This is a genomic window from Lonsdalea quercina subsp. quercina, assembly GCF_000688695.1.
Lineage (GTDB): Bacteria > Pseudomonadota > Gammaproteobacteria > Enterobacterales > Enterobacteriaceae > Lonsdalea > Lonsdalea quercina_D.
Genome location: NZ_JIBQ01000002.1, coordinates 171,080 through 195,654, shown reverse-complemented (window position 1 = coordinate 195,654; position 24,575 = coordinate 171,080). Strand labels below are relative to the sequence as shown.

The following is a 24,575-nucleotide window of genomic DNA, read 5'->3' as shown; positions in this document are numbered from 1 at the left end:
AGATGATTTCTCACCGCGGATCATTCAGCGTGGCGGGTAAAAAGAGAAAGGTTATTTAATCATTTCACGACTAAACAACTGAGCGCCGAATAACCGTTTTCCTCTGACGTCGTTCGCACCATACGGTGAAGATACCGGCGCAGGCGATGATCGCCGCGCCGGCGATGGTTGAGCCTCCCGGCACGCTATCAAGGAAGAGATAACCGATCAGCATTGACCACACCAGCGTGGTGTAGTCGAAGGGAGCCAGCAGCGAGGCGTCGGCGTAGCGCAGGCTCAGGGTAATCAGTATCTGCGCCATACCGCCGAAAAAACCGCAGCCAATCAGCAGGAGGAGCTGCGGAAACGTCGGCATCAGCCAGCCGAAATACAGCGTTCCCAGACCGATGAACATGGTCATCAGCGAGAAGTAGAAGACAATGGCGCCGGGCTTTTCCACACCGTTGAGGAAGCGAATTTGTATTGACGACGCGGCGGTGCAGAGCGCGGCCAGCAGCGCGAAAACGACGCCGATGATCGATCCGTTTGCGACGCCGGAGGTAGACNAAAAGACAGACCCGCTGGCGCCGAGATACGCCGACAGCATCACAAGAATGCCTGAGAAACCAACCACGACGGCCAGCCAACGATAAAAGCGGACGATCTCTTTCAACAATATCGCCGCCATGATGACGGTAAATAACGGCGCGGCGTAGCTAATGGCGGTCACGTCCGCCAACGAAATATAGACCAGTGCGAGATAGTTAAAATACATACCGCCCGTGCCGGAAAAACCACGAATGAGATGGCCAAACAAATTGCGAGTTTTGATTAAATCGAGAATATTACCTTGGAACTTGAGCCAGATAAGCAGGGGAAATAGCGCTACGAACGAACGGAAAAAAATGACTTCGCCGGTGGGGATCGCGCCGTTTAATCCTTTGACGCATGCCAGCATTAATGTCGCACACAGCGCCGACATTATTTTCAGGAGTACGCCCATTTTGGAATTCATTGTCTATTTTCACTCTCTGGCTGCAATATCGGCATTCGCTTTCCTGATGCGGGAAATCGTCCTTACCATAAAGTGACTGTCTTCGCGGCCGTTAAGATAATTTCGTTCTGTCTGGATAGTTTTTCCTTATATTTTCTCCCCGTCATACAAATTGCATATCACCACACACGCTTTCCGTCTTATACATCGGCTTTCATCGCTTCTATAGTCAGACTGCTGGAAGAGTCACGCAAAGTTTTAGCGGTTATCTCTTTATTTTTAGTAAGTTATTTCATTCTGCTTCTGCCGCGCCTGCGTCAGAAGAACTCTGAATCTTAATTAAAATAGCGGGGAATTCGTGATGAAATTGAAATTGCTTTCGGGTGCCGTCTTGGCCATGCCTCTGCTGGCGGCGTTGTCACCCGCCGCCCATGCGGATTTACTCGCGGATATCCACGCTCGCGGCCAATTAAACTGTGCGGTCTATTCCGACGTGCCGCCATTTTCTTCTCCCGACCCCAAAACGCGTCAGCTCGTGGGGATGGATGTCGATCTTTGTCATGCGTTGGCGAAGGAGATGGGGGTCAAGGCCAATCTGATGCCGACCTCGATTGAGGCGCGTATCGCCGTCATCGCCACCGGCCGCGCCGATGTGCTGGTTGCCAATCTGGCGTATACCAAAACGCGCGGCAACCAAATCCAGTTCAGCGACCCGTACTATGTCGCGAAAGAGATGCTGGTGGTGAAGAAGCCGAACGAGAACAAAACGCGGGCGGACTTTAAAGATAAACGCATCAGCGCGACCAAAGGCACCACCTCCGAACAATCCATCCATTTGGCGGGCGCGAAAGCCGTCACCTTTCAGGATGCGGCCTCCGCCTTTCTGGCGCTTGAGCAGAACAAGGTCGTGGGCTTCGTCACCAACACCATGACCGCCATCAAAATGATCTCTCAGGCGAAAAAAGACGGCATCGAGCTGGGTATGATTAAAGAGCCGATGGCGCTGGAGCCGATTGGCGTGGGGATGAAGAAAGACGAGCCCGCGCTGCTGGCGGAAGTGAATCGCAGCCTGAAGGCGATGGACGACGCCGGCGCTATCGATGCTATCTGGAATACCTGGATTGGGCCGAACACCGAGTACAAGATGGTGCGCGAAGAAAAAGTGCAGCCGCTTTCAAGTCTGAAATTCGAACCGCTGGAATAACTCATGACCATGCTGTCGCGCGACGTGCCGGAGCGCGTCTCCTTGACGCTCGTCAGTCAGGGCGAGCAGGTAAAAGTGTCTACGATTGGCGGTCGGGCCTATCTGGTCGATGCGCCGGGCGAGTTCGATCTTCCGGCGCAAAGGCGCATCTGGGCGCTGGCGGCGTTACTGCGGCAACGTGACGATATCGAATCGCTGATCCCCGGCGTAACCAACCTACTAGTGCTGTTCAAGCACATCCCGCCGGAGCCCTCCGCCATCGTCCATCTGCTGCAGGACGGTTGGGAGCGCGCGCGGGCCGCCACCTCGCAGGGTAAACGGATTGATGTTCCCGTCTGTTATGGCGGCGAGCACGCGACGGATCTGGATGCCGTGTGCGAGTTCACCGGGCTGACGGCAAAAGAGGTCATCCGCCGTCACTATCAGGGTGAGTACACGGTTTTCGCGCTCGGCAGCGCACCGGGATTCGGCTATTTGCACGGCCTGGACCCGGCGCTGGCGACGCCACGCAAAAAAGTGCCGTCGCTGAATATGTTGAAAGGCACCGTGACCATCGGCGGCGCGCAGACGGGGGTATCGGCGTTAACCGGACCGAACGGCTGGAACGCGATCGGCTTCGCCGATATGCCGCTGTTCGACCCTTGGGCGGAAACGCCTGCGGTCATGGCGCCCGGAGACAGCATCCGTTTTCTGCCTGAGAGGATTGAACTGTGATTGAGGTGATGAAAACCGGTCCGTTGAATACCATTCAGGATCTTGGCCGCACCGGCTTTCGCCATATCGGCGTCTCGGTCAGCGGGGCGATGGATGCGCTGGCGCTGCGCGTCGGCAATCTTATGCTCGGCAATGACGAAAACGCGGCCGGGATCGAAGTGCAGCTTTTTCCTTTCCGCGTGCGTTTCACCGCTGATGGCGCCATTGCCCTGACCGGCGCCGATTGCCGCGCCGCTCTGGACGGCAAAGCGCTCCCGCCCTGGTGGGCCTGCGAGGTGCAAGCCGGACAGGTGCTGGAAATGTCGTATCCCCGCCAGGGCGCCCGCGGTTATCTGTGCGTGGCGGGGGGGATTGATGTGCCCGTGGTCATGGGGTCGCGGAGCACCGCGCTGCGCGGTAACTTCGGCGGGTTGGACGGCCGACCGTTGACGCAGGGCGACCGCCTGCCGACGGGAGACGCAAACCCATGTTCGCTGCCGCCGGGCGGCATTGGCGCGGTGCCGCCGTCGGTGGCTTTGGCCGACCTCTTTCCGGTCAGCCCGGAAGGCGTCATTCAACTACGGGCGATCCCCTCCGGCGAATTCGACCTGTTTGCCCACGACGCCGCGCGGTTCTGGTCACAGTCATGGACCATATCCCGGCACAGCAATCGCACCGGCTATCGCCTGAGCGGCGAGCCGCTCGTCCCGTCCCGAACGGTGGAAATGCGCTCCTACGGGTTAATCCCTGGCATTGTGCAGGTGCCTCCGGCGGGAGAACCCATTATTCAGCTGAGCGACGCCAATACGGCGGGCGGCTATCCTAAAATTGCGGGCGTCATCGAAGACGATCTCTGGCGATTGGGTCAGGCGCAGGCGGGCGATCGCCTGCAATTGGTTGAAAGCGATGCCGCCGAGGCGATTGCCGTCAACCGCGCGGTGAATGCGTATTTGCTTGGCGTCTCCCGCTGTTGTCATCAGGTCGCTGTCGCGGCGCTGAACGGCTAGATCGCCGCCGTTCGGCTTTTCATGCCGCGCAGCCGTCCATCATGCCGCGGCATCATCGCGGGCGGGTCCCCGCCACTTCTTTTCGATGATCGGCTCTCATCGCTTCCGCGCCGAGCTCCCCCAATGACTCCTCTTTGATAACACCCAGTCTGGCGGCATGACGTGCCGCTGAAAGGGATTCTGTGGGCGTCGAATTTGGCTATTGTATGGCCTGCGGGCATAAAAAAACGGGGCGCGAAATCGGCCCCGTTCATCCGTCGGCTTCGGTGAGACGGCGTTAACGCATCCCTTCGCAAAAGGTCGCCAAGCGGTCGCAGCCTTTTTGCAGTATCTCCATGCTGGTCGCGTAGGAGAGGCGGAAGAACGGNCTCATGCCGTAGGCCGCGCCCTGTACCGTCACCACGTGGTGCTCTTCCATCAGCGCCAACACGAAGTCGGCGTCGTTGGCGATGTAACGGCCGCCCTGGGTGGTTTTACCGATAAACGCGGCGATGTTCACGAACAGGTAAAACGCGCCCTGAGGTTTGTGGCATAGCAGACCGTGAATGGAGGTCAGGCGTTCCAGCACATAGTCGCGCCGCTGGCGGTAAATCTCCGCGCGCTCTTTCAGCAGATCCTGCGGGCCGTCCAGCACCGCGACGGCGGCGGCCTGAGTGAGCGTGGTCACGCCGCCGGCGTTCTGCGTATTGACGTTGCTCATCGCTTTGATCAGATTGCTCGGTCCCCCGCAAAAGCCCAGTCGCCAGCCGGTCATCGACCAGGCTTTGGAGACGCCGTTGACCGTCAGGACGCGATCTTGCAGACGGGGTTCGACTTCCGCCATTGTGTAAAAAGTCACGTCGTCGTAAATCAAGTGCTCATAAATATCGTCGCTCAGGATCCAGATGTCGGGATGGCGCAGCATGACGTCCGCGATGCCTTGCAAATCGGCCCGGCTGGCGACCGAACCGGTGGGGTTGCTGGGGTAGTTGAGCAGCAGCCATTTGGTTTTCGGGGTGATAGCCGCTTCGATGTCTTCCGGGTAAGGCTTAAAGTTATTTTCCTGCGGACAGGCGACAGGGACCGGAACACCGCCGGCGAACTTCACGATATCGGCATAGCTGATCCACGACGGAGACGGCAGCAGCACTTCGTCGCCCGGATTGATCGTCGCCATAAAGGCGTTGAAAATAATCTGCTTGGCGCCGCCAGCGGTAATGATCTGACTGATGTCGTAGTCCAGATGGTTGTCGCGCTTGAACTTACGCTGAATAGCCGCGCGCAACGCCGGTGTCCCGTCGGTGGGCGGATAGCGGGTATCGCCCGCCAGCGCGGCGGCGTAGGCGGCCTCCGTGGCATGTCGCGGCGTGGGAAAATCCGGTTCGCCGGTAGATAAGCCAATAACGTGGATACCTTGTGCGGCGAGATCTCGCGCTTTCTGCGTCATAGCCACAGAGGCGGATACGGTGACATTTTTTAGGCGATCGGCAATTTCAGGCATGTGCGGAGATTCCAGTCAGTCAGGGGCGTCATGCCGGTGAGGCCTGCCACGGCAGGATCAGGCGAGCGGCACGGTGCGAAAAGCAGGTCGATGGATGACCCAGGTTGGGAAGAGCATAAAAGTGAATCCAACGCAGAGGCCAATAGCGCTTTGTTGTGGTGACATAACCTAATGCAATGGTTGCGCGTGTCGGCGCAGCGTAAGGGGTTGCCGTCTTGCATCACTATGGTGCAAATGAAGGGACGAAGCGCGCAAGACAAGGCAAGCGAAGAGGACCTAACCGGCTGAAATTCTTGTGTGTATCGCGCCTTTTTCATGGCCGTTCGCGTTGGCCCCGATCTTGCTTTGATTAAGGTCAAGATCCCGCAGTGAGGAAGCCACGATGAATCTCCGTCGACTCAAATACTTCATCAAAATCGTTGACGTGGGCAGCCTGACGCAGGCCGCCGATGTTCTTCATATCGCGCAACCCGCTCTCAGCCAGCAGCTGGCGACGCTGGAAGGCGAGGTCAATCAGCAGTTGTTAATCCGCACCAAGCGCGGCGTCACGCCGACCGAAGCGGGTAAAATTCTTTATACGCACGCACAGGCGATCCTGCGCCAGTGCGATCAGGCGCAAATCGCCATCGACGGCGCCGGGCTGACCATTTCGGGCAGCGTGTCCGTCGGTCTGGCTCCGGGGACGGCCGCCCAGCAGCTGGCGCTGCCGCTGATGAAGGAAGTGCATCGGCAGCATCCCGGCATCGTGCTGTATTTCAATGAAAATTTCGGCACTACGCTGAGTGAACTCATCATGAACGGGCGTATGGATATGGCGGTGATTTACGGTAGCCGCGAGATCCACGGCCTGCGCTTTATGCCGCTGATGAAGGAAGACCTCTATTTTGTCTGTCCACACGTGCTGGACGCGCCGAAAAGCAGCATTTCGCTGGCTGACGTCGCGCGCTACGACCTGTTCCTGCCGCGAATTTACAATACGATGCGCAAGGGGGTGGACGATGCCTTTGTTCAGGCGGGCGTATCCTACAAGGTTAACTGTGAAATCGAGTCGCAAACCACGCTGAATGCTGCCGTGGGCGAGGGGTTGGGCTGTACGATCATGCCAGAGTCCGCCGCGCGCGCCATGCTGCAGGCCAGTAACGCCTGGATGGCGAAAATTGTCGATCCGAACATTCAGGTCTCCCTGACGTTTTGCATGTCGGACCATCTGCCGCTCTCGCAGCCCGCGAAAGTCGTCAAAGACATCCTGTTATCGCTGATGGTGAAACGCACCACGGACAACCGTCCGCTGGCGCTGGTGGGGTAATAAGTCTCCCTTATCGTCGCAAAGCGAAACCCTCTTACCGAATCAACCTGTCGCCACGTTAGAGTGCGGATATCCCCAGTACGCCGGGGCGACGGGCGGTTGTCGGACGTCGGCGACAGGCGACGATTCCGGTCGTATTCGCGTTTTGCCTGCCAACGTCCTCCTTTCCTGTGTTGACCGCCTGTCTGTCCAGCTACCCACGGGAAGCGCCCGTCGCGTGGCGAAATAATGTCGGACGAGTTGACAGGATACTTATGCAAAACAGCCCATTAGCACTCCGTGAGCTACGCGCGGTGGCCCACACAATGCGCCGCTCGGGGTTAACCCAGATAGAGATCGGCGGCAGCGATTACCATGTTCGCCTGAGGTTTGAACCGGCTTGCGATGTCTCGGCTGCGATGTCCGCGCGCGCGTGGGAAGACGAAGAGGGGCCGCAGACGGAGATTCTGCGGGCCTGCATGCCTGGCACGGTCTGTTTGCACTATCCGGGACGCGATGAGACGTTTGTTTCGCTCGGCGCCACAGTCCGGCAAGGCGCGCTGCTGGCGCTGTTGAAGGTTGGGCTGGCCTACCTGCCGGTGCTGAGTCCGGCCGATGGCACGGTAACGTCGATGCCGGTCAGGCAAGGCGATGTGGTCGAGTATGACAGCGTCATTCTCACCCTGAGAAAAACAGAGGCTTAATGATGAAATCGATAGATTTGAATGCCGATATAGGCGAAGGCTTCGGCGACTATCAGATCGCGGACGATGCGGCGCTGATGCCGCTGATCTCTTCGGCCAACGTGGCATGCGGTTTTCATGCCGGCGATGCGGCGATCATGGCGAAAACCGTCGCGCTGGCCAAACAGCATGATGTTGATCTCGGCGCGCACGTTGGTTTTCCCGATCTGATGGGATTCGGCCGCCGTCGTATGCAGATCGACCCGGACACGCTGGCGCACTACGTCACCTATCAGCTCGGCGCCCTGTCGGCGTTCGCGCACGCGGCGCGTTACCCGCTGACTCATATGAGCTTTCACGGCGCTCTAGGCAACATGGTGTCAGAGGATGAAGCGCTGGCGGACGTCCTGCTCCGTGCGGTCAAAACCTTCGATCCGAACATGATTATCAGCACGATGGCAGGAAATGCGGTGGATCGCGTGGCGCGACGCCTTGGCTTACGCGTGGTGTGCGTTTTTCTGGCCGATCGCGCCTATGAAAGCGACGGACTACTGGTCAGCCGCGCCAAGCCGGGCGCGGTCATTCACGATACGGAACAGGTCAAGGCGCGTGTTCGCCGTTTGCTGACGGAAGGCACGATCGAGAGCATCGAGGGCGACACGCTGACGCTCGATGTCTCCTCGATTCTGGTCCACGGTGATACGCCTGAGGCGATCGAGATGGTCAAAACGCTGCGCGCGACGATTGAAGAAACCGGCCTGCGTATTGCGCCGGTCTCCGAGCAAATTCGCCAGCAGAGCTGGGAGCACACCGCGTTATAAGTCGCCCTTATCGCCTCAAACCGTTTATGTCTTATGCTTGCTTGTCCTTGCTAGTTAGAGTAGGAAAAAAGATAGGACGCCCAACACGGATGTCCTGTCATCTTACAAGGAGATTAGATATGCCATTTTCAGATTATAAAACTGCATTGGTAACCGGTGCGTCCGCCGGTATTGGCGAAGCGATTGTCGAACGCCTGTGCCAGGAAGGGCTGACGGTGCATGCCGTGGCGCGTCGTGAAGAGCAACTGGCGGCGCTGGCCGCGCGTACCGGCTGTATTCCTCATGCCATCGACGTCAGCGATACGGATGCGCTGACGCGCCTCTGTAGTGAAATTCAGATCGACGTGCTGGTGAACAACGCGGGTGTTTCCCGGTCGGGTTCAATTCTGGATGCCGACGAAGAGGTGATCGATACGCTGGTGGACGTCAACCTGCGGGCGGTGCTGCACCTCAGCCGCTTAGTCGTGCCAGGCATGAAGGAGCGAAACTGCGGACACGTCATTAACGTCACTTCTATTGCCGCAGTTTACAACTTCAACGGCAACTCCATTTATCACGCGACCAAAGCGGGCGTACATGCCCTCTCCCGCCAACTGCGGTTGGATTGTTACGGCAAAATGGTGCGGGTAACGGAAATTTGTCCCGGCCGTGTCGCAACCGACATTATCGGAATTGCGATGGGTGATATTGAAGATGCCCGCCGTCGCTACATTGATGGTTTCGATTTACCGACGCCGAAGGATATCGCGGATACCGTGGCATTCGTCCTTTCCGCACCGGTCAACGTTAACTTCGGCAATATTGAGATTACGCCGACTACGCAGGTAATGGGCGGCTTGTCGACCATGCGTCCGGGCGATTCCGTAGAGTAATATAAGTACTATCAGGCGCTGAGGGAGACTAAACGATGACGCTCGATTTTTCCGCTGTTTTCACCGGTCAATTTGGATCGATGCTCGGCGAGGGGGTCATCGTTACCCTGAAGCTAGCGCTGGGGTCCTGGCTGCTGGCCATGACGCTGGCGCTGCTGTTGGTCGTGATCCGCCTGACGCATAAACGCACGGCGGTATTCCTGGTGTCGGCCTATGTGTCTTACCACCGTAACGTGCCGACGCTGATCCAGCTGATGATGTGGTACTTCGCGATCCCCACGTTGCTGCCGGAGTCGGTGCAGATGTGGATCAACGACTTCAACGCGGAGTTCCTGTTCTCGATGTTCGCACTTGGCCTGTGTCAGGCCGCCTATTTCTCCGAGGATATCCGCAGCGGACTGCGGGCGATCCCTGACGGACAGAACGAGGCGGCGCGCGCGCTGGGCATGAGCTACGGCCGCGCGATGCGACTGGTGATCCTGCCGCAGGGGCTGCGCAACTCATTGCCGTCGTTAATCAACCACACCGTGCTGCTGTTCAAGAACACCAGCTTGGCGATGGTCATCGGCGTCGCGGAGCTGACCTACGTCACCCGCGATATCGAAAACCAGACGTTCCGCACCTTCGAGTCCTATCTGGTGGCCTCCGTCGGCTATTTGGTCTTCTCTTTGCTGCTGATGGGGGCTGGCGCTCTGCTGGCTCGCCATTTCCAGCGCGTCTATGCGAGGTAATCCCGTGGCCGATATCTTCACGATTTTGCACGACAACGGGATGCTGTTTCTGATGGGGCAGTATCCGAATGGTCCCCTCGGCGGCGTGCTGTGTACGTTATTGATCTCCCTGCTGGCAATGCTGTTCGCTTTCCCGGTCGGCATGCTGCTCGGCATGGCGCGCATTTCTCCTTTCCGCTGGTTACGCTGGCCGGCGGCCTGCTGGGTCTACGCGCTGCGCGGTATTCCGCTGCTCATGGTGGTGTTCTGGACCTACTTCTGCATCCCTTTGCTGATCGGCCATAACATCAGCGGCTTCGCGACGATGCTGTGCACGCTGGTGATTTATCAAAGCGCCTACATCGCCGAGATCATTCGCGGCGGCATTCAGGCGCTGCCGTCCGGGCAGTACGAAGCGTCGCGCGCGTTGGGCATGAGTTACATCAAAACCTTCCGCATGGTGATCCTGCCTCAGGCGCTTTACAACACGCTGCCCAGTCTGGTGAGCCAACTGGTGTCCATCATCAAGGACAGCACGTTGGGTTACGTGATCAACGTGCCGGAGCTCACCTTCGCCGCCAATCAGGTCAACAATCAACTGCTGACCAAGCCGTTTCAGGTGTTCGCCATTGTGGCGCTGAGCTACTACGTCATCTGCTTCAGCCTGACGTGGTTGGCTAACCGGCTGGAAGCGCATGTCGAGCGCAAGCGGCGCAATGAAAACCCCGCAGGCACGCCGGTTGAGAAAACCGAATTATTGACCGAAACACCGTCGCTATAAGGAATGCATGATGAGACCGATGATTATGTTTAACCGGGTCAGCAAATGGTATGGCGATTATCAGGCGTTGACCGATTTGAATGCCGAGATCAAAAGCGGCGAGGTTGTGGTGGTGTGCGGACCGTCGGGGTCCGGCAAATCGACGCTGATTCGGACGGTCAACCGACTGGAACCGATTGAAAAAGGGGAAATCCTGTTCGACGGCATTGATATACACGGCACCAGCACCCGTCTTAACCAGCTGCGCACCCGAATTGGCTTTGTGTTCCAGAATTTCAACCTGTTCCCGCATGTCTCGGTCATGGACAACATCATGATGTCGCCGGTGAAGGTGCTGGGCGTCAAACGTTCGGAAGCGCGCAAGCATGCAGGCGAACTGCTGGAGCGCGTCGGGTTGTCGCACAAGGCGAACGCCTATCCGGCCCAGCTTTCCGGGGGCCAGCAGCAGCGTGTGGCGATAGCGCGCGCGTTGGCGATGAAGCCGCCGGTCATGCTGTTCGATGAACCGACCTCGGCGCTGGACCCGGAGATGGNGGGGGAGGTGCTGAACGTGATGCGCGGGCTGGCTCAGGAAGGCATGACGATGATGTGCGTGACCCATGAGATGAATTTCGCCCGCGAAGTGGCCGACACCGTCTGGTTCATGGATCAGGGGCAGATTCTGGAGAAGGCCGCGCCTGAAAACTTCTTCCGATCGCCGCAGCATCCGCGCGCGCAGCGCTTTTTGAGCGATCTGCGCCAACACTAAGGCTCATCCATCGTGGAACGACATCGCGCCGTCGCTGGTGAATACGACGGCGCGATGTCATTTGACGCTTCCCGGTTTTTTTACGGCCGTTTTTTCTGTAATTCGTCCAGCGCCATATTCAACGCCAGCACATTGACCACCGGTTCGCCCAAAAAGTAGAGGCGCGGCGGCTGCGTGTGCTCATCCACCAGCCGCCGCACGTCGCTTTCCGATAGATGGCGGGCCGACGCCACCCGGGGGGCCTGCCATAGCGCGGCCTGGGGTGAAATGTGCGGGTCCAGACCGCTGCCAGAGGCGGTGACCAGCTCGACGGGAACCGGGCCACTCGCCTGCGGATTGGCGGCGCGCAGGTCCGCCACGCGCTGTTTGATGGCCTCGTCCTGCGCCGGATTGCTCGCCGCCAGATTGCTGCCGGAGGAGGCCAGCGGGTTGTACGGCGTGTCGGCGGTTGCCGACGGACGGCCGTGGAAATAGTCCGGCCGAGTAAAGTGCTGGCCGATTAAGGCTGAGCCGCGAAGCTGGCCGTCGCGTACGATCAGCGACCCGCTGGCGGTGTCTGGAAAGGCCCACTGGGATAACGAAGTCGTTAGCAGCGGATAGGCTGCGCCGGTGACGATGGAAAGCAGGCAAAACAGGGAAAGCGTGGGACGAATCAGGTTCATACTTTGGCTCCTCAGCCCAGACCCAGAACGGTCAACAACATGTCGATCAGTTTGATGCCGATAAACGGCGCCGCGAGGCCGCCCGCGCCGTAAATCCACAGATTACGGCTCAGCAGTGACGCCGCGGACATCGGCCGGTAGCGAACGCCTTTGAGCGCAAGCGGGATCAGCAGCACGATAATCAGGGCGTTAAAAATCACCGCGGAAAGGATGGCCGAGTTCGGCGAGTGCAGATGCATCACATTCAGCTTGTCGAGCGCCGGATAGGTTGCCGCGAACGCCGCTGGGATAATGGCGAAATACTTGGCCACATCGTTGGCGATGCTGAAGGTGGTCAGCGATCCCCGCGTCATCAGCATCTGTTTACCGATGCGTACTACCTCCAGCAGCTTGGTGGGGTTGGAGTCCAAATCCACCATATTGCCCGCTTCTTTGGCCGCCTGCGTGCCCGAGTTCATCGCCACCGCCACGTCTGCCTGCGCCAGCGCGGGCGCATCGTTGGTGCCGTCGCCGGTCATCGCGACCATGCGGCCTTCGGCCTGGTATTGGCGGATCAGCGCCAGTTTGGCTTCCGGCGNCGCCTCCGACAGAAAGTCATCGACCCCGGCCTCGGCGGCGATGGCGGCCGCGGTCAGCGGGTTGTCGCCGGTGACCATGACGGTTTTGATGCCCATCCGACGCAGTTCGGCGAAGCGTTCCCTGATGCCGCCTTTGACGATGTCTTTCAGCGCCACCACCCCCATCACGGCGTTATCCTCCGCCACGATCAGCGGCGTTCCGCCAGCGCGTGCCACCGACTCCACCAGCGCGTTGACCGCTGAGGGGAAGCGTCCGCCCTGGCTTTCGACATGACGGCGAATGGCGTCGGCCGCACCTTTACGCAATCTCTTCGAACCGATATTCACGCCGCTCATGCGGGTTTGCGCGGTAAAGGGGATGAACGTGGCGTCCAGGCTCTGCAGGTCGCGTTCGCGCAGGTTGAATTTCTGCTTAGCCAGCACCACGATGCTGCGGCCTTCCGGGGTTTCATCCGCCAGCGACGCGAGCTGAGCGGCGTTCGCCAGCGCCTCTTCCGTGATGCCGGGCGCGGGCAGAAACTGGCTGGCCTGCCGGTTGCCCAGCGTGATGGTGCCGGTTTTGTCCAGCAGCAAGACGTCCACGTCGCCCGCCGCTTCCACCGCCCGTCCGCTGGTGGCGATCACATTGGCGGCCAGCATTCGGCTCATCCCGGCGATGCCAATCGCCGACAGCAGCGCGCCGATGGTGGTCGGGATCAGGCAGACCAGCAGCGCCACCAACACAATGACGCTGACCGGCGAACCGCCCCAGGCCGAGAACGGGTAGAGCGTCGCGGTCGCCAGCAGGAAGACGATGGTCAGCGCGATCAGTAGGATAGAGAGCGCAATTTCATTGGGCGTTTTGCGGCGTTTGGCTCCTTCCACCATCGCGATCATCCTGTCCAGAAAGGTCTCGCCGGGGTTGACGCTGCACTGGATTACCAGCCAGTCGGAGAGGATCCGCGTCCCGCCCGTCACCGAGGCGAAATCGCCCCCGGCCTCGCGAATAACGGGCGCGGATTCGCCGGTGATCGCGCTTTCATCCACGGAAGCGCCGCCCGCCAGCACTTCGCCGTCGCAGGGGATAATGTCGCCGGCTTTCGCCAGCACCCAATCGCCTTTTCGCAGGTTTTCGGCCGCCACCTGCTGGTTCGGCGCGTCGTGTTTCGGCTCCGCCAGTTTTTTCGCCCAGCTGGTGCGTTTGATGCCTTTCAGACTTTCGGCCTGCGCCTTGCTGCGCCCCTCGGCCAGCGCCTCGGCGTAGTTGGCGAACAGCACGGTGAACCATAGCCACAGGCTGATCGCCGCGGTGAACGTCAGTTCACCCGCCAGCCAACCCATGCTTATGCCGACGGCCAGCAGCGTCGCCAGAATACTGCCCAGGAAAACGACGAACATCACCGGATTGCGATATTGCATCCGAGGGTCCAGTTTCCTGAATGACTCGACCAGCGCGGCGCGCCACAGCGTGTTGTGCGGCTGGGAAAGCGTGTTATGTCCCATAAAATGTGTCTCCGGCAATGAACAGTGTCATCACTGCAGATGCTCGATAATCGGCCCCAGGGCCAGCGATGGAATGAAGGTCAGCGCCCCGACCAGCAGCGCGGTGCCGATAATCAGCCCGACAAACAGCGCGCCGTGGGTCGGCAGCGTCCCGACGCTGGCGGGCTGCGTAGGTCGACTTGCCAGCGATCCGGCGATGGCTAAGACGGGGATCACGGGGGCGAAGCGGCCAATCAGCATGGCGGCTCCCAGCAACAGGTTGTAGAACGGCGTGTTCGCGGACAGCCCGGCGAACGCGCTGCCGTTATTGTTGGCGGCGGACGTGAGCGCATACAGCACCTCGGTAAAGCCGTGGGGGCCGGGGTTCAACATGCCGGCTTGGCCTGCGTCGGTCATCATCGCCAACGCGGTGCCGAGCAGAACCAGCGTTGGGGCGATCAGGATGGCGAGCGCCGTCATTTTCATTTCCGATACGCCGATTTTTTTCCCCAGATACTCCGGCGTACGGCCGATCATCAGTCCGGCGACAAACACCGCCAGCAGCACGTTCATCAGCATGCCGTACAGGCCGGAACCCACGCCGCCAAACACCACTTCGCCAATCTGCATCAGCCACAGCGGCACCAATCCGCCCAGCGCGGTGAAGGAGTCGTGCATCGCGTTGACCGCGCCGCACGACGCCGCCGTCGTAATGACCGCGAACAACGCGGACTGCAGGATGCCGAAGCGGCTCTCTTTGCCTTCCCAGTTCAGCACGCTGTCCGCACCGTAGGCGGCCAGATGCGGATTGCCGTCGACTTCGGCCCACATGACCACGGCCGCGGCGACGACGAACATCATCAGCATCGCCCACAGCACGGTGTGCCCTTGTCGGGTATCGCGGATCGCCCGGCCAAACGCCAGACACAGCGCGGCGGGGATCAGCAACATCGCCAGCATCTGCACGAAGTTCGTCAACGCCGTCGGATTCTCGAACGGATGCGCCGAGTTGGCGTTAAACAGCCCTCCGCCGTTGACGCCGAGCATTTTGATAGCTTCCTGCGACGCGACGGGTCCCATCGGCAGCGTTTGCTGCACCCCCTCAAGCGTAGTGAAGGTCAGATAAGGGCTGAGGTTTTGCGGTACGCCCTGACTGACCATCAACAGCGCTGTCAGCAGAGACAGCGGCAGCAGTACGAACAGCGTCGTTCGCGTCAGGTCGCGCCACGCGTTGCCCAGCTTGTCGGTGGCGTGACGGGCGAACCCGCGAATCAGTGCGAACAGCACCGCGAAACCGGTCGCCGCGGAGAGGAAGTTCTGCACGGTCAGCCCCATCATCGTGCTGAAGTGGCTGATGGTGCTTTCCCCGGCGTAGGCCTGCCAGTCGGTGTTGCTGACGAAACTGATGGCCGTATTCAGCGCCAGATGCCACGACAGGCCCGGCAGTCCCTGCGGATTGAGCGGTAGCCATCCCTGTAGCATTAGGATGGCGAACAGCACGACGATGCCCAGCAGGTTGAACGCCAGCACCGCCGCCAGATATTGACGCCAGTTCATGTCGCCGTCCGAGATGCCGCACAGTCGCCAGATAGCACGCTCAATTCCCGCCGTGCCCGGCAGCGTTCTGTCATGAATGAGTCCCGTCAGCAGGCGTCCCAGCGGCTGCGCCAATAGCAGCAACACCGTCAGGTAGACGGCGAGGAGTAAAACAGCGTCGGCGGCCATCACAGCGCCTCCGCATGAAACAGGGCATAAAACAGGTAGCCCAGTAATAAAAAGACCAGCACGATGCCGGCGATGATTCCTGCGCTCACGGTGATTCTCCAGGTGTGAAGGGAATACGGAGGAGGGTAGAGAAAGGGAAATAAAAATGTCGTCAAATTGCGGAAGGGCGGTATAAAAATTTTGTATAAATGGCGGAAAACCGGCATCTCGCTGGAATGATCTTCACGCGCTATAACCGGTGAAAATAATGTTAACGCCTATGGCGTGTAATGCGTGTTTGTGGCTTGTCTCCGTATTCTGGACGGCCCGCAGACCAGGGAGAGACGATTATTGACCGGATGGCAGGTGCCCTTATCAGGGTTCTTTTACCCAGAGGTGGCGAGACACAAAAAGGAAACGTCGAGGCACCCAATATAATTTGAATAGGGCTGGGCAATTCTTCTGTGCCAGCTCGCCATTATCAATCACCTGACGTCCCATCATTCGCGAGATTGGCATTTTTTTATCATTGGATGGTTTGTCCTTCACCCACGCCATGTCTCGCTCAAAAATTAGCGATGGACACAAAAAAACCTGGCTCTCGATGGAAGCGAACAGACATTGATGGAACAAAAAATCCCGCATAACAGTCAGATATGCGGGATGAGTGGAAGTGAGTGGACGCTTACGGACGCAGCGTTACTTGCCGATACAGAAGCTGGAGAATATGCGGCCCAATAAGTCGTCGGAGGTGAATTCCCCGGTGATCTCGCTGAGCGCCTGTTGCGATAGCCGCAGTTCTTCCGCCAGCAGCTCGCCCGCGTAAGCGCTGACCAGCTGGTCGCGGCCTTGTTCCAGATGTTCGGCCGCGCGTTCCAGCGCCTGTAGGTGACGGCGACGAGCCAGAAAGCCGCTTTCAGTGCTGCTGGTAAAGCCCATGCTCTCTTTCAGATGGTTGCGCAGCAGATCTACGCCCTCCCCGGTACGCGCCGACAGCCTGATGAGCGAGTGGGTGCTCACATCCTCGATACCGAGCGTTTCTCCGGTGATGTCCGCTTTGTTGCGCACCACGGTGATCGGCAACGTTTTCGGTAGTCGCGCCATAAACTCCGGCCAGAGGGCGGCAGGTTCGCTGGCCTCGGTGGTCGTGCCGTCCACCATAAACAGCACTCGATCGGCCTGCTCGATTTCCTGCCAGGCGCGCTCGATACCGATACGTTCCACTTCGTCGTTGGCATCGCGCAGACCGGCGGTATCGATGATGTGCAGCGGCATGCCGTCGATATGAATGTGTTCGCGCAGCACGTCGCGCGTGGTGCCTGCGATATCGGTGACGATGGCCGCCTCTCGGCCTGCCAGCGCGTTCAGCAGGCTGGACTTACCGGCGTTAGGACGGCCGGCGATGACCACTTTCATGCCCTCGCGCAGCAGACTGCCCTGTCGGGCTTCGGCCCGGACGCCATTCAAATCGGCGATGACCGCGTTGAGCTGAGCCTCGATTTTGCCGTCGGAAAGGAAATCAATTTCTTCATCTGGGAAATCAATCGCCGCTTCAACATAGATACGAAGGTGCGTCAACGCTTCGACCAGCTGATGAATTCGACTGGAGAAAACGCCCTGCAGGGAGTTCACGGCGGAGCGCGCGGCCTGTTCGGAGCTGGCGTCGATCAGGTCGGCGATGGCTTCGGCCTGCGCCAAATCTAGTTTATCGTTGAGGAAGGCGCGCTCTGAGAACTCGCCCGGACGGGCGATGCGTACGCCCGGCAGCGTCAGGATGCGCTTCAGCAGCAGGTCCAGAATCACCGGGCCGCCGTGCCCCTGTAATTCCAGCACGTCTTCGCCGGTAAACGAGTTGGGATTGGGAAACCACAGGGCTATGCCCTGGTCGAGCACGCTGCCGTCGGCATCCATGAAAGGCAGGTAGTCTGCATAACGCGGACGCGGCAGTTTTCCCAGCACGGCTTGCGCCACGGCCGACGCGGCGGAACCGGAAATACGCAGAATACCTACGCCGCCGCGTCCCGGGGGCGTGGCTTGAGCGACGATGGTGTCGGTATGGCTCATGGTCATCTCTCTAAATTACATAAAAAAATAAGGCGGTCAGTGACCGCCTTACGTTAGAAATGAGGTTGGCAATCAGCCAGCGTTATTTCTTCTCACGGCTGTGTAAGCCCCGTTTCTCCAGCCCGCGGTAGATCAGCTGCTGCTGAGCGATGGTCACCAGGTTGCTGACGATATAGTACAGCACCAGACCGGATGGGAACCACAGGAAGAACACGGTGAAGATGACCGGCATGTAGGTCATGATCTTCTGCTGCATCGGATCGGTGACCGTCGTCGGCGACATCTTCTGGATGAAGAACATGGTCAGACCCATCAGGATCGGCAGTACGTAGTACGGGTCCTGAGCAGACAGGTCATGGATCCACAGCGCGAACGGCGCATGACGCAGCTCCACGGAGCCCATCAGCATGTAGTACAACGCCAGGAAGATCGGCATCTGAATCAGCAGCGGGAAGCAGCCGCCCAGCGGGTTGACCTTCTCCGCTTTGTATAGCGCCATCATTTCCTGACTCATGCGCTGTTTGTCATCACCGATGCGTTCACGCATCGCCTGCAGTTTCGGCTGCAGCATGCGCATTTTGGCCATCGAGGTGTACTGCGCTTTGGTCAGCGGGTACATGATGCCACGCACGATGAAGGTGATGGCGATAATGGAGAAGCCCCAGTTACCGATGAAGCCGTGCAGGAATTTCAGCAGTTTGAATAGCGGCTGGGAGATGAACCACAACCAGCCGTAGTCAACGGTCAAGTCCAAATGAGGCGCGACCGCGGCCATTTTGTCCTGAATTTCCGGTCCGACCCACAGCGTAGCTTGCAGCTGTTGCTGGCTACCTGGCTGAACGACAACCGGCGCGGCTTTAAAGCCGATGGCCGCCAGACCGTTGCCCAGATTGGCGCTGTAGAACGTGTTGTTACTGTTGGCCTGCGGTACCCACGCGGTGGCGAAATACTGCTGCAGCATGGCGACCCAGCCGCCCTGCGTGACGATGTTCAGCGGCTCTTTCATATCGCTGAAGCTGTATTTTTTGTACTTCTCGTCGCTGGAAGAGAACGCGGCGCCGCGGTAGGTGTGAAGCGCAAAGTTGCTGCTTCCGGTGTCACGGTGCGAAGGCAGATCGATGGACTGCTTCAACTGGCCGAACAGCGTCAGCTCCAGCGGTTGGGCGCTGGCGTTGTTGACGCCGTATTCCACGCCCAGCGCATAGTCGCTGCGCTTAAGCACGAATGTCTTGGTGAAAGTCGCACCGTTGGCGTCGGTATAGGTCAGCGGGATGCGGAGTTCACTCTGACCGTCGGTCAGTTCAAAGTGATCCTGCGTTGCTTGATACAGAGGACGCGCACCGTTCGCCGGATTGTCCGGACCATTTTTCCCGGTCAGACCGCTCTGCGCCTGATAGACGAAGGCCGGTGTCGTTTCCAGCAGCAGGAAAGGCTCGGTGGAGCCCAGCGTTGCCGGGTAAGACAGCAGGTTGGCCTGCTCGATGTCGCCGCCGCGAGTGTTAATCGTCAGGGACAGTACGTCGGTCTTCACCGTAATCAGTTTACCCTGACCACTGGCGGGGACGCCCTGGTTGGCGGCATCGCCGACTGCATTGTTCGTAGACTGTTGCGTGGTCTGTGTTGTGGCTGGCGGATTTTTGTCCGTTTCCCAGGCCTGCCAGATCATGAACGTTACGAATAGCAGAGCGATGAGAAGAAGATTGCGTTGCGAATCCATCGTTAATGTTCTCTGTTATTGTCGGTTTTTGGCGGTACGGGGTCATCACCACCAGGGTTCAAAGGGTGGCATTTTAATACGCGTTTCAGCGCCAACCAACAGCCTTTTATCATGCCGAATCTGCGTATTGCCTCAATGCCATATTGGGAACACGTCGGGTGGAAACGACAGTGGGGTCCCAGCAGTGGACTGATAAAGCGCTGATATCCGCGTATCAACCCGATCAGCAGGCGGGAGCCAATCGACAGTGCCGACGCCATAATTTTTCCAACGCTTCCGTCAGCGCACGGTTATCCAGATCGGCCACGCCTTTTTTCGCGATGATGATAAAGTCCATGGCAGGCAACTGGTGCTGATGCAGGCGGAAACTTTCGCGCGTCAGACGTTTGATGCGGTTGCGTTCATGAGCCCGTTTAACATGCTTTTTGGCGACGGTAAGACCGATGCGGGGATGCCCCAGCGTATTCAGGCGGCCGAGAATGGTGATTTGCGGCGTGCCAGCCCGTTGAGGTTGCTGGAAGACGAAAGAGAAATGGCTGGGAGTTAACAAACGTAACTCCCTGGGAAAAGCGAGCTTAACCACTCGTTGGGTTAGCTTTTATTACTTAGAAACGGACAGACGAGCACGGCCTTTCGCACGACGGCGGGCCAGAACCTGACGACCATTTTTGGTGGCCATACGAGCACGGAAACCGTGGCTACGGTTACGCTTCAGTACGGACGGTTGGAAAGTGCGTTTCATGGCGATTTCTACCTAAACTTGATTAAAACTTCATAGTTAACGCGTTTGGCTACTCGGCGTGAAGAAAATGACCGACGCCTCAATCGCATATACATATATATAAAATGAGGCGGGATTGTAATAATTGTACAGTCCCGAGTCAATTAACATCCGCGTTTCACCCACCCAATGTTTCCCGCTTGAGAAACACACCTGCCTAACTCAGCACAGCGTGCAGGCGCCACGCGCAGGGCGGGAATTATACGTACTCCATATTAAAGCGCAAGGATCGAGCCCAGATCCTGGTAAGAAGATCATGATCTCCCTCACCGCCATTGGCGAAAATTCCGTCTATCCTTATAGACGCCTTGGGGAAGCCCGCCGGGTGTGGGTAACCTCAATCATGACCTCCATTCCTCAGCGTTCGGGCAGGCAGGGGAATAAGAATAGCCTGTGGATAAAAAGGATCAAAACTGTGCAGAAGGGGAAGATCTCTGTTGGCGTTTAGGTTATGATCCGCCGTCCCGCTAGCGATCCTCCGTCGGGATCGTCACGGTAAGCCGCATCAATGCGCGGCGCACGCTGGCTCTTCTGATCCGGGGAGCGGGTGCCAAAAATCATGAGTTACATAACTAACGATTCTGTTTCTTTTCTTTGTTTTATCTTGTTCGAGTGGAGTCCGCCGTGTCACTTTCGCTTTGGCAGCAGTGTCTTGCCCGTTTGCAGGATGAATTACCTGCCACAGAATTCAGTATGTGGATACGCCCATTGCAGGCGGAACTGAGTGACAACACTCTGGCGCTTTACGCCCCTAATCGCTTCGTGCTGGATTGGGTGCGTGACAAATATCTTAATAATATCAATGGACTGCTGAATGATTTCTGTGGTCTGGATGCTCCGCTGCTGCGGTTCGAAGTGGGCAGCAAACCGGCGATGGCAACGGTTGCTCCGGCGGGCAACGCTGCTGCTACCGTGATCCCCGCGGCTGCGCCGCAGGCTCGTCCGGTCTCTTCTCCGGTTCGTCCGAGCTGGGATGCGCCTTCACTACATGCCGAGCACACCTATCGCTCCAACGTTAACCCGAAGCACACGTTTGATAATTTCGTCGAAGGTAAATCCAACCAGCTGGCGCGCGCCGCTGCGCGGCAAGTGGCGGATAATCCGGGCGGGGCCTACAACCCGCTGTTTCTGTATGGCGGTACCGGTCTGGGTAAAACGCATTTATTACATGCGGTAGGGAACGGCATCATGGCTCGCAAAGCCAATGCCAAAGTGGTGTACATGCACTCGGAGCGTTTCGTGCAGGACATGGTGAAAGCCCTGCAGAACAACGCCATAGAAGAGTTCAAACGGTACTACCGCTCCGTCGATGCGCTGCTGATCGATGATATTCAGTTTTTTGCCAACAAAGAGCGTTCTCAGGAAGAGTTTTTCCACACGTTCAATGCCTTGCTGGAAGGCAATCAGCAGATTATTTTGACCTCAGACCGCTATCCAAAAGAGATCAACGGAGTGGAAGATCGCCTGAAGTCCCGCTTTGGCTGGGGGCTGACGGTCGCCATCGAACCGCCTGAGCTGGAAACCCGCGTGGCGATCCTGATGAAAAAGGCGGATGAGAACGATATCCGTCTGCCGGGAGAAGTAGCCTTCTTTATTGCCAAGCGCCTGCGTTCCAACGTGCGTGAGCTGGAAGGGGCGCTGAACCGCGTCATCGCCAACGCCAACTTTACCGGACGCTCCATCACGATCGACTTCGTGCGCGAAGCGCTGCGCGACCTGCTGGCGTTGCAGGAAAAACTGGTCACTATCGACAACATTCAGAAGACCGTAGCGGAATATTATAAAATCAAAGTCGCCGATCTTTTGTCCAAACGTCGCTCGCGCTCGGTGGCTCGTCCACGTCAGATGGCGATGGCGCTGGCGAAAGAATTGACGAATCACAGCCTGCCGGAAATCGGTGATGCTTTTGGCGGTCGAGACCACACCACCGTGCTGCATGCCTGTCGCAAGATTGAGCAGCTGCGCGAGGAAAGTCACGACATTAAAGAAGATTTTTCCAATTTAATCAGAACATTATCTTCCTAATATCATGAAATTTATTATTGAACGCGAGCATCTGTTAAAACCCCTACAGCAGGTCAGCAGTCCCTTGGGAGGCCGGCCGACGTTGCCGATCCTGGGGAATCTGTTATTGCAGGTCAGTGAAGGTCGGCTGTCGCTGACTGGCACCGATCTGGAAATGGAAATGGTGGCGCACGTGGCGCTGACTCAGCCCCACGAGGCGGGTGCGACCACGGTGCCGGCCCGCAAGCTGTTCGACATCTGTCGCGGTTTGCCGGACGGCGCCGAAATCACCATCATGCTGGACGGCGATCGCATGTTGGTGCGCTCCGGGCGCAGCCGCTTTTCGCTGTCCACGCTGCCGGCGGAAGACTTTCCCAATCTGGATGACTGGCAGAGCGAGGTGGAGTTTTCTCTGCCGCAGGCCACGCTGAAGCGCCTGATTGAAGCAACCCAGTTCTCCATGGCGCATCAGGATGTGCGTTACTACCTCAACGGCATGCTGTTCGAGACCGAAGGGGAAGAGCTGCGCACCGTGTCGACCGACGGCCACCGTCTGGCGGTCTGCTCGATGCCGGTCGGTCAGGAACTGCCGTCCCATTCGGTGATCGTCCCGCGTAAAGGCGTGATGGAGCTGGTGCGCTTACTGGACGGCGGCGAAACGTTGTTGCAGCTACAGATTGGCAGCAACAACATTCGTGCGCACGTCGGCGATTTCATCTTTACGTCTAAGCTGGTTGACGGCCGTTTCCCGGACTATCGTCGCGTATTGCCGAAAAATCCCGACAAAACGCTCGAAGCCAGCTGCGATCTGCTCAAACAGGCGTTCTCCCGCGCGGCGATTCTGTCCAACGAGAAGTTTCGCGGCGTTCGTCTGTATCTGAACAAAGATCAGCTGAAAATTACCGCGAACAACCCGGAGCAGGAAGAAGCTGAAGAAATTCTGGACGTCGAATACGGCGGTACGGAAATGGAGATCGGCTTCAACGTCAGCTACGTACTGGATGTGCTCAACGCACTGAAATGCGAAGACGTGCGTATGCTGCTGACTGACTCCGTTTCCAGCGTACAGATTGAAGATAGCGCCAGCCCAGCCGCAGCGTATGTGGTCATGCCGATGCGTTTGTAGTTGCGCGAAGAGTGGAAAACGGCCAGGCGCCGTTTTTAGGTACGCCAGCGTGTCGGGCGGCATGCGGTTCGCGAAATGCGATCGTATGTCCCTGGCATCAGGCTGAAAGGCAGCGACGCTGAATGGTTGTAAAATGGCACTGACCCGTCTTCTCATCCGCGATTTTCGCAATATTGAATCTGCCGATCTGGCGTTGATCCCCGGTTTCAATTTTCTGGTTGGCGCTAACGGCAGTGGCAAAACCAGCGTGCTTGAAGCGATTTATACGTTGGGCCACGGCCGCGCGTTCCGCAGTATTCAGGCGGGGCGGGTGATTCGTCACGAACAGCCTGAATTTGTGTTGCATGGCAGAATTGACGGCCACGAGCGGGAACGCTCCGTTGGGCTGAGCAAGAACCGTCAAGGCGACAGCAAGGTTCGTATTGATGGCAGCGATGGTCATCGCGTCGCTGAACTGGCGCAACTGCTGCCGATTCAGCTGATTACCCCGGAAGGATTTACCCTTCTCAACGGCGGCCCGAAGTTTCGCCGGGCCTTTCTAGACTGGGGCTGCTTTCATCACGAGCCTGGTTTTTTCCACGCCTGGAACAATCTGAAACGTCTGTTGCGTCAGCGCAATGCAGCGCTGCGCCAAACCAGTCACTATGGGCAGATGCGGGCGTGGGATCAGGAATTAGTACCGCTGGCGGAGCAGATAAGCCAATGGCGAGCGGCCTATAGTGCCGCCATTGTGGACGATATCGGAGCCACCTGCGGCCAGTTTTTACCGGAGTTTTCCCTGAGCTTTTCCTTCCAGCAAGGCTGGGATCGGGAGAGCGATTACGCAGAACTGCTGGAGCGCCATTTCGAGCGTGACCGAATGCTGGGTTATACCGCTTTCGGCCCGCACAAGGCGGACTTCCGCATTCGTGCCGGCGGCGTCGCTGTAGAGGATATGTTGTCGCGCGGTCAGTTGAAGCTGTTGATGTGCGCTCTAAGATTGGCGCAGGGTGAGTTTCTCACCCGCAATAGCGGACTCAAGTGCGTCTACCTCATCGACGACTTCGCCTCGGAGCTGGACAGCGCCCGACGACGCCTGTTGGCGGAACGCCTGAAAGCCACGCAGGCACAGGTCTTCGTCAGTGCAATCAGCGCTGAACAGATAGCCGATATGGTCGGTGAAAATGGCAAGATGTTCAGCGTAGAACAGGGTAAAATAACCGTTCAATCACAGGACTAAAA

General features: G+C 58.3%; 24 protein-coding genes. 13 read left to right on the top strand and 11 right to left on the bottom strand.

Annotated features, from left to right (window positions below; genetic code table 11):
- Window positions 1–70: 70 nt before the first annotated feature.
- On the bottom strand, window positions 71–994 hold the full coding sequence (locus tag SB13_RS01010; RefSeq protein ID WP_026738569.1) for a DMT family transporter: 924 nt from the start codon (window positions 992–994) through the stop codon (window positions 71–73).
- 340 nt (window positions 995–1,334) lie between these two features.
- Here SB13_RS01010 and SB13_RS01005 point away from each other — a divergent pair, with 340 nt between their 5' ends.
- The 3 genes from SB13_RS01005 to SB13_RS00995 are packed head-to-tail and all read left to right on the top strand — an operon-like array spanning window position 1,335 to window position 3,877.
- On the top strand, window positions 1,335–2,177 hold the full coding sequence (locus SB13_RS01005) for a transporter substrate-binding domain-containing protein (protein WP_026738568.1): 843 nt from the start codon (window positions 1,335–1,337) through the stop codon (window positions 2,175–2,177).
- A 9-nt stretch (window positions 2,178–2,186) separates the two neighbouring features.
- A complete protein-coding gene (gene pxpB, locus SB13_RS01000; RefSeq protein WP_051616379.1) occupies window positions 2,187–2,891 on the top strand; it encodes a 5-oxoprolinase subunit PxpB in 705 nt (234 codons plus the stop codon).
- Window positions 2,888–3,877, top strand: a complete 990-nt coding sequence (locus SB13_RS00995) for a 5-oxoprolinase subunit C family protein (protein ID WP_026738566.1) — start codon at window positions 2,888–2,890, stop codon at window positions 3,875–3,877. Before pxpB ends, SB13_RS00995 begins: the two co-directional genes overlap by 4 nt.
- Window positions 3,878–4,154: 277 nt before the next feature.
- On the opposite strand, the gene SB13_RS00990 is transcribed toward SB13_RS00995, so the two are convergent.
- Entirely contained in the window at window positions 4,155–5,357 is a 1,203-nt protein-coding gene (locus tag SB13_RS00990; RefSeq protein ID WP_026738565.1) for a pyridoxal phosphate-dependent aminotransferase, read from the bottom strand.
- A 382-nt stretch (window positions 5,358–5,739) separates the two neighbouring features.
- On the opposite strand from SB13_RS00990, the gene nac reads away from it, so the two are divergent.
- The 7 genes from nac to SB13_RS00955 all read left to right on the top strand — a co-directional run bounded on the left by nac (window position 5,740) and on the right by SB13_RS00955 (window position 11,257).
- Window positions 5,740–6,663 (top strand): nitrogen assimilation transcriptional regulator NAC, encoded by a 924-nt coding sequence (gene nac, locus SB13_RS00985; protein WP_026738564.1) that lies wholly within the window; start codon window positions 5,740–5,742, stop codon window positions 6,661–6,663.
- 254 nt (window positions 6,664–6,917) lie between these two features.
- Window positions 6,918–7,346 (top strand): acetyl-CoA carboxylase biotin carboxyl carrier protein, encoded by a 429-nt coding sequence (locus tag SB13_RS00980; protein ID WP_026738563.1) that lies wholly within the window; start codon window positions 6,918–6,920, stop codon window positions 7,344–7,346.
- Window positions 7,346–8,146 carry a LamB/YcsF family protein gene (locus SB13_RS00975; RefSeq protein ID WP_235202352.1) on the top strand — a complete coding sequence of 267 codons (801 nt, stop codon included), beginning with the start codon at window positions 7,346–7,348 and terminating at the stop codon, window positions 8,144–8,146. The genes SB13_RS00980 and SB13_RS00975 overlap by 1 nt, the downstream gene beginning before the upstream one ends.
- A 119-nt stretch (window positions 8,147–8,265) precedes the next feature.
- The gene (locus SB13_RS00970) at window positions 8,266–9,018 is read left to right on the top strand and encodes an SDR family oxidoreductase (protein ID WP_026738561.1); all 753 of its coding nucleotides are present in this window, start codon (window positions 8,266–8,268) and stop codon (window positions 9,016–9,018) included.
- A gap of 35 nt (window positions 9,019–9,053) precedes the next feature.
- Complete coding sequence (locus SB13_RS00965; RefSeq protein WP_026738560.1) at window positions 9,054–9,749, top strand: amino acid ABC transporter permease; 696 nt, start codon at window positions 9,054–9,056, stop codon at window positions 9,747–9,749.
- A gap of 4 nt (window positions 9,750–9,753) precedes the next feature.
- On the top strand, window positions 9,754–10,509 hold the full coding sequence (locus tag SB13_RS00960; RefSeq protein ID WP_026738559.1) for an amino acid ABC transporter permease: 756 nt from the start codon (window positions 9,754–9,756) through the stop codon (window positions 10,507–10,509).
- 10 nt (window positions 10,510–10,519) lie between these two features.
- Window positions 10,520–11,257: an amino acid ABC transporter ATP-binding protein gene (locus SB13_RS00955; protein WP_026738558.1), complete on the top strand. Its 738-nt coding sequence runs from the start codon at window positions 10,520–10,522 to the stop codon at window positions 11,255–11,257.
- Between the two features lie 80 nt (window positions 11,258–11,337).
- Here the strand turns inward: SB13_RS00955 and kdpC are convergent, their stop codons facing one another.
- From kdpC to rpmH, 9 genes are all read right to left on the bottom strand, one after another.
- A complete protein-coding gene (gene kdpC / locus SB13_RS00950; protein WP_026738557.1) occupies window positions 11,338–11,919 on the bottom strand; it encodes a potassium-transporting ATPase subunit KdpC in 582 nt (193 codons plus the stop codon).
- Window positions 11,920–11,930: 11 nt separating this feature from the next.
- Window positions 11,931–13,979, bottom strand: coding sequence for a potassium-transporting ATPase subunit KdpB (gene kdpB / locus SB13_RS00945; RefSeq protein ID WP_026738556.1), 2,049 nt, complete (start codon window positions 13,977–13,979; stop codon window positions 11,931–11,933).
- A 30-nt stretch (window positions 13,980–14,009) separates the two neighbouring features.
- Window positions 14,010–15,683 carry a potassium-transporting ATPase subunit KdpA gene (gene kdpA / locus SB13_RS00940; protein WP_026738555.1) on the bottom strand — a complete coding sequence of 558 codons (1,674 nt, stop codon included), beginning with the start codon at window positions 15,681–15,683 and terminating at the stop codon, window positions 14,010–14,012.
- Window positions 15,683–15,772 (bottom strand): K(+)-transporting ATPase subunit F, encoded by a 90-nt coding sequence (gene kdpF, locus SB13_RS17105; protein WP_071999802.1) that lies wholly within the window; start codon window positions 15,770–15,772, stop codon window positions 15,683–15,685. The genes kdpA and kdpF overlap by 1 nt, the downstream gene beginning before the upstream one ends.
- Window positions 15,773–16,361: 589 nt before the next feature.
- Window positions 16,362–17,726 (bottom strand): tRNA uridine-5-carboxymethylaminomethyl(34) synthesis GTPase MnmE, encoded by a 1,365-nt coding sequence (gene mnmE / locus SB13_RS00930; protein ID WP_026738554.1) that lies wholly within the window; start codon window positions 17,724–17,726, stop codon window positions 16,362–16,364.
- 82 nt (window positions 17,727–17,808) lie between these two features.
- Window positions 17,809–19,443, bottom strand: coding sequence for a membrane protein insertase YidC (gene yidC, locus SB13_RS00925; protein ID WP_026738553.1), 1,635 nt, complete (start codon window positions 19,441–19,443; stop codon window positions 17,809–17,811).
- Window positions 19,444–19,445: 2 nt separating this feature from the next.
- Window positions 19,446–19,703, bottom strand: a complete 258-nt coding sequence (gene yidD, locus SB13_RS17100) for a membrane protein insertion efficiency factor YidD (protein WP_071999803.1) — start codon at window positions 19,701–19,703, stop codon at window positions 19,446–19,448.
- Window positions 19,667–20,026: a ribonuclease P protein component gene (gene rnpA / locus SB13_RS00920; RefSeq protein WP_071999804.1), complete on the bottom strand. Its 360-nt coding sequence runs from the start codon at window positions 20,024–20,026 to the stop codon at window positions 19,667–19,669. The genes yidD and rnpA overlap by 37 nt, the downstream gene beginning before the upstream one ends.
- A gap of 18 nt (window positions 20,027–20,044) precedes the next feature.
- On the bottom strand, window positions 20,045–20,185 hold the full coding sequence (gene rpmH, locus SB13_RS17095) for a 50S ribosomal protein L34 (RefSeq protein WP_015842368.1): 141 nt from the start codon (window positions 20,183–20,185) through the stop codon (window positions 20,045–20,047).
- A gap of 663 nt (window positions 20,186–20,848) precedes the next feature.
- Here rpmH and dnaA point away from each other — a divergent pair.
- The 3 genes from dnaA to recF all read left to right on the top strand — a co-directional run bounded on the left by dnaA (window position 20,849) and on the right by recF (window position 24,573).
- Window positions 20,849–22,249 (top strand): chromosomal replication initiator protein DnaA, encoded by a 1,401-nt coding sequence (gene dnaA, locus SB13_RS00910; protein WP_051616362.1) that lies wholly within the window; start codon window positions 20,849–20,851, stop codon window positions 22,247–22,249.
- Between the two features lie 4 nt (window positions 22,250–22,253).
- Window positions 22,254–23,354 carry a DNA polymerase III subunit beta gene (gene dnaN, locus SB13_RS00905; RefSeq protein ID WP_026738549.1) on the top strand — a complete coding sequence of 367 codons (1,101 nt, stop codon included), beginning with the start codon at window positions 22,254–22,256 and terminating at the stop codon, window positions 23,352–23,354.
- A gap of 133 nt (window positions 23,355–23,487) precedes the next feature.
- On the top strand, window positions 23,488–24,573 hold the full coding sequence (recF, locus tag SB13_RS00900) for a DNA replication/repair protein RecF (RefSeq protein WP_026738548.1): 1,086 nt from the start codon (window positions 23,488–23,490) through the stop codon (window positions 24,571–24,573).
- Window positions 24,574–24,575 lie beyond the last annotated feature (2 nt).

What these genes read in the sequence shown, in the direction of transcription:
- SB13_RS01005 (WP_026738568.1), top strand. Translation starts at nt 1,335, where the DNA reads ATGAAATTGAAATTGCTTTCGGGTGCCGTCTTGGCCATGCCTCTGCTG.
- pxpB (WP_051616379.1), top strand. Translation starts at nt 2,187, where the DNA reads ATGCTGTCGCGCGACGTGCCGGAGCGCGTCTCCTTGACGCTCGTCAGT.
- nac (WP_026738564.1), top strand. Translation starts at nt 5,740, where the DNA reads ATGAATCTCCGTCGACTCAAATACTTCATCAAAATCGTTGACGTGGGC.
- SB13_RS00980 (WP_026738563.1), top strand. Translation starts at nt 6,918, where the DNA reads ATGCAAAACAGCCCATTAGCACTCCGTGAGCTACGCGCGGTGGCCCAC.
- SB13_RS00975 (WP_235202352.1), top strand. Translation starts at nt 7,346, where the DNA reads ATGATGAAATCGATAGATTTGAATGCCGATATAGGCGAAGGCTTCGGC.
- SB13_RS00970 (WP_026738561.1), top strand. Translation starts at nt 8,266, where the DNA reads ATGCCATTTTCAGATTATAAAACTGCATTGGTAACCGGTGCGTCCGCC.
- SB13_RS00965 (WP_026738560.1), top strand. Translation starts at nt 9,054, where the DNA reads ATGACGCTCGATTTTTCCGCTGTTTTCACCGGTCAATTTGGATCGATG.
- kdpC (WP_026738557.1), bottom strand. Translation starts at nt 11,919, where the DNA reads ATGAACCTGATTCGTCCCACGCTTTCCCTGTTTTGCCTGCTTTCCATC.
- kdpA (WP_026738555.1), bottom strand. Translation starts at nt 15,683, where the DNA reads ATGGCCGCCGACGCTGTTTTACTCCTCGCCGTCTACCTGACGGTGTTG.
- mnmE (WP_026738554.1), bottom strand. Translation starts at nt 17,726, where the DNA reads ATGAGCCATACCGACACCATCGTCGCTCAAGCCACGCCCCCGGGACGC.
- yidC (WP_026738553.1), bottom strand. Translation starts at nt 19,443, where the DNA reads ATGGATTCGCAACGCAATCTTCTTCTCATCGCTCTGCTATTCGTAACG.
- yidD (WP_071999803.1), bottom strand. Translation starts at nt 19,703, where the DNA reads ATGGCGTCGGCACTGTCGATTGGCTCCCGCCTGCTGATCGGGTTGATA.
- rpmH (WP_015842368.1), bottom strand. Translation starts at nt 20,185, where the DNA reads ATGAAACGCACTTTCCAACCGTCCGTACTGAAGCGTAACCGTAGCCAC.
- dnaN (WP_026738549.1), top strand. Translation starts at nt 22,254, where the DNA reads ATGAAATTTATTATTGAACGCGAGCATCTGTTAAAACCCCTACAGCAG.
- recF (WP_026738548.1), top strand. Translation starts at nt 23,488, where the DNA reads ATGGCACTGACCCGTCTTCTCATCCGCGATTTTCGCAATATTGAATCT.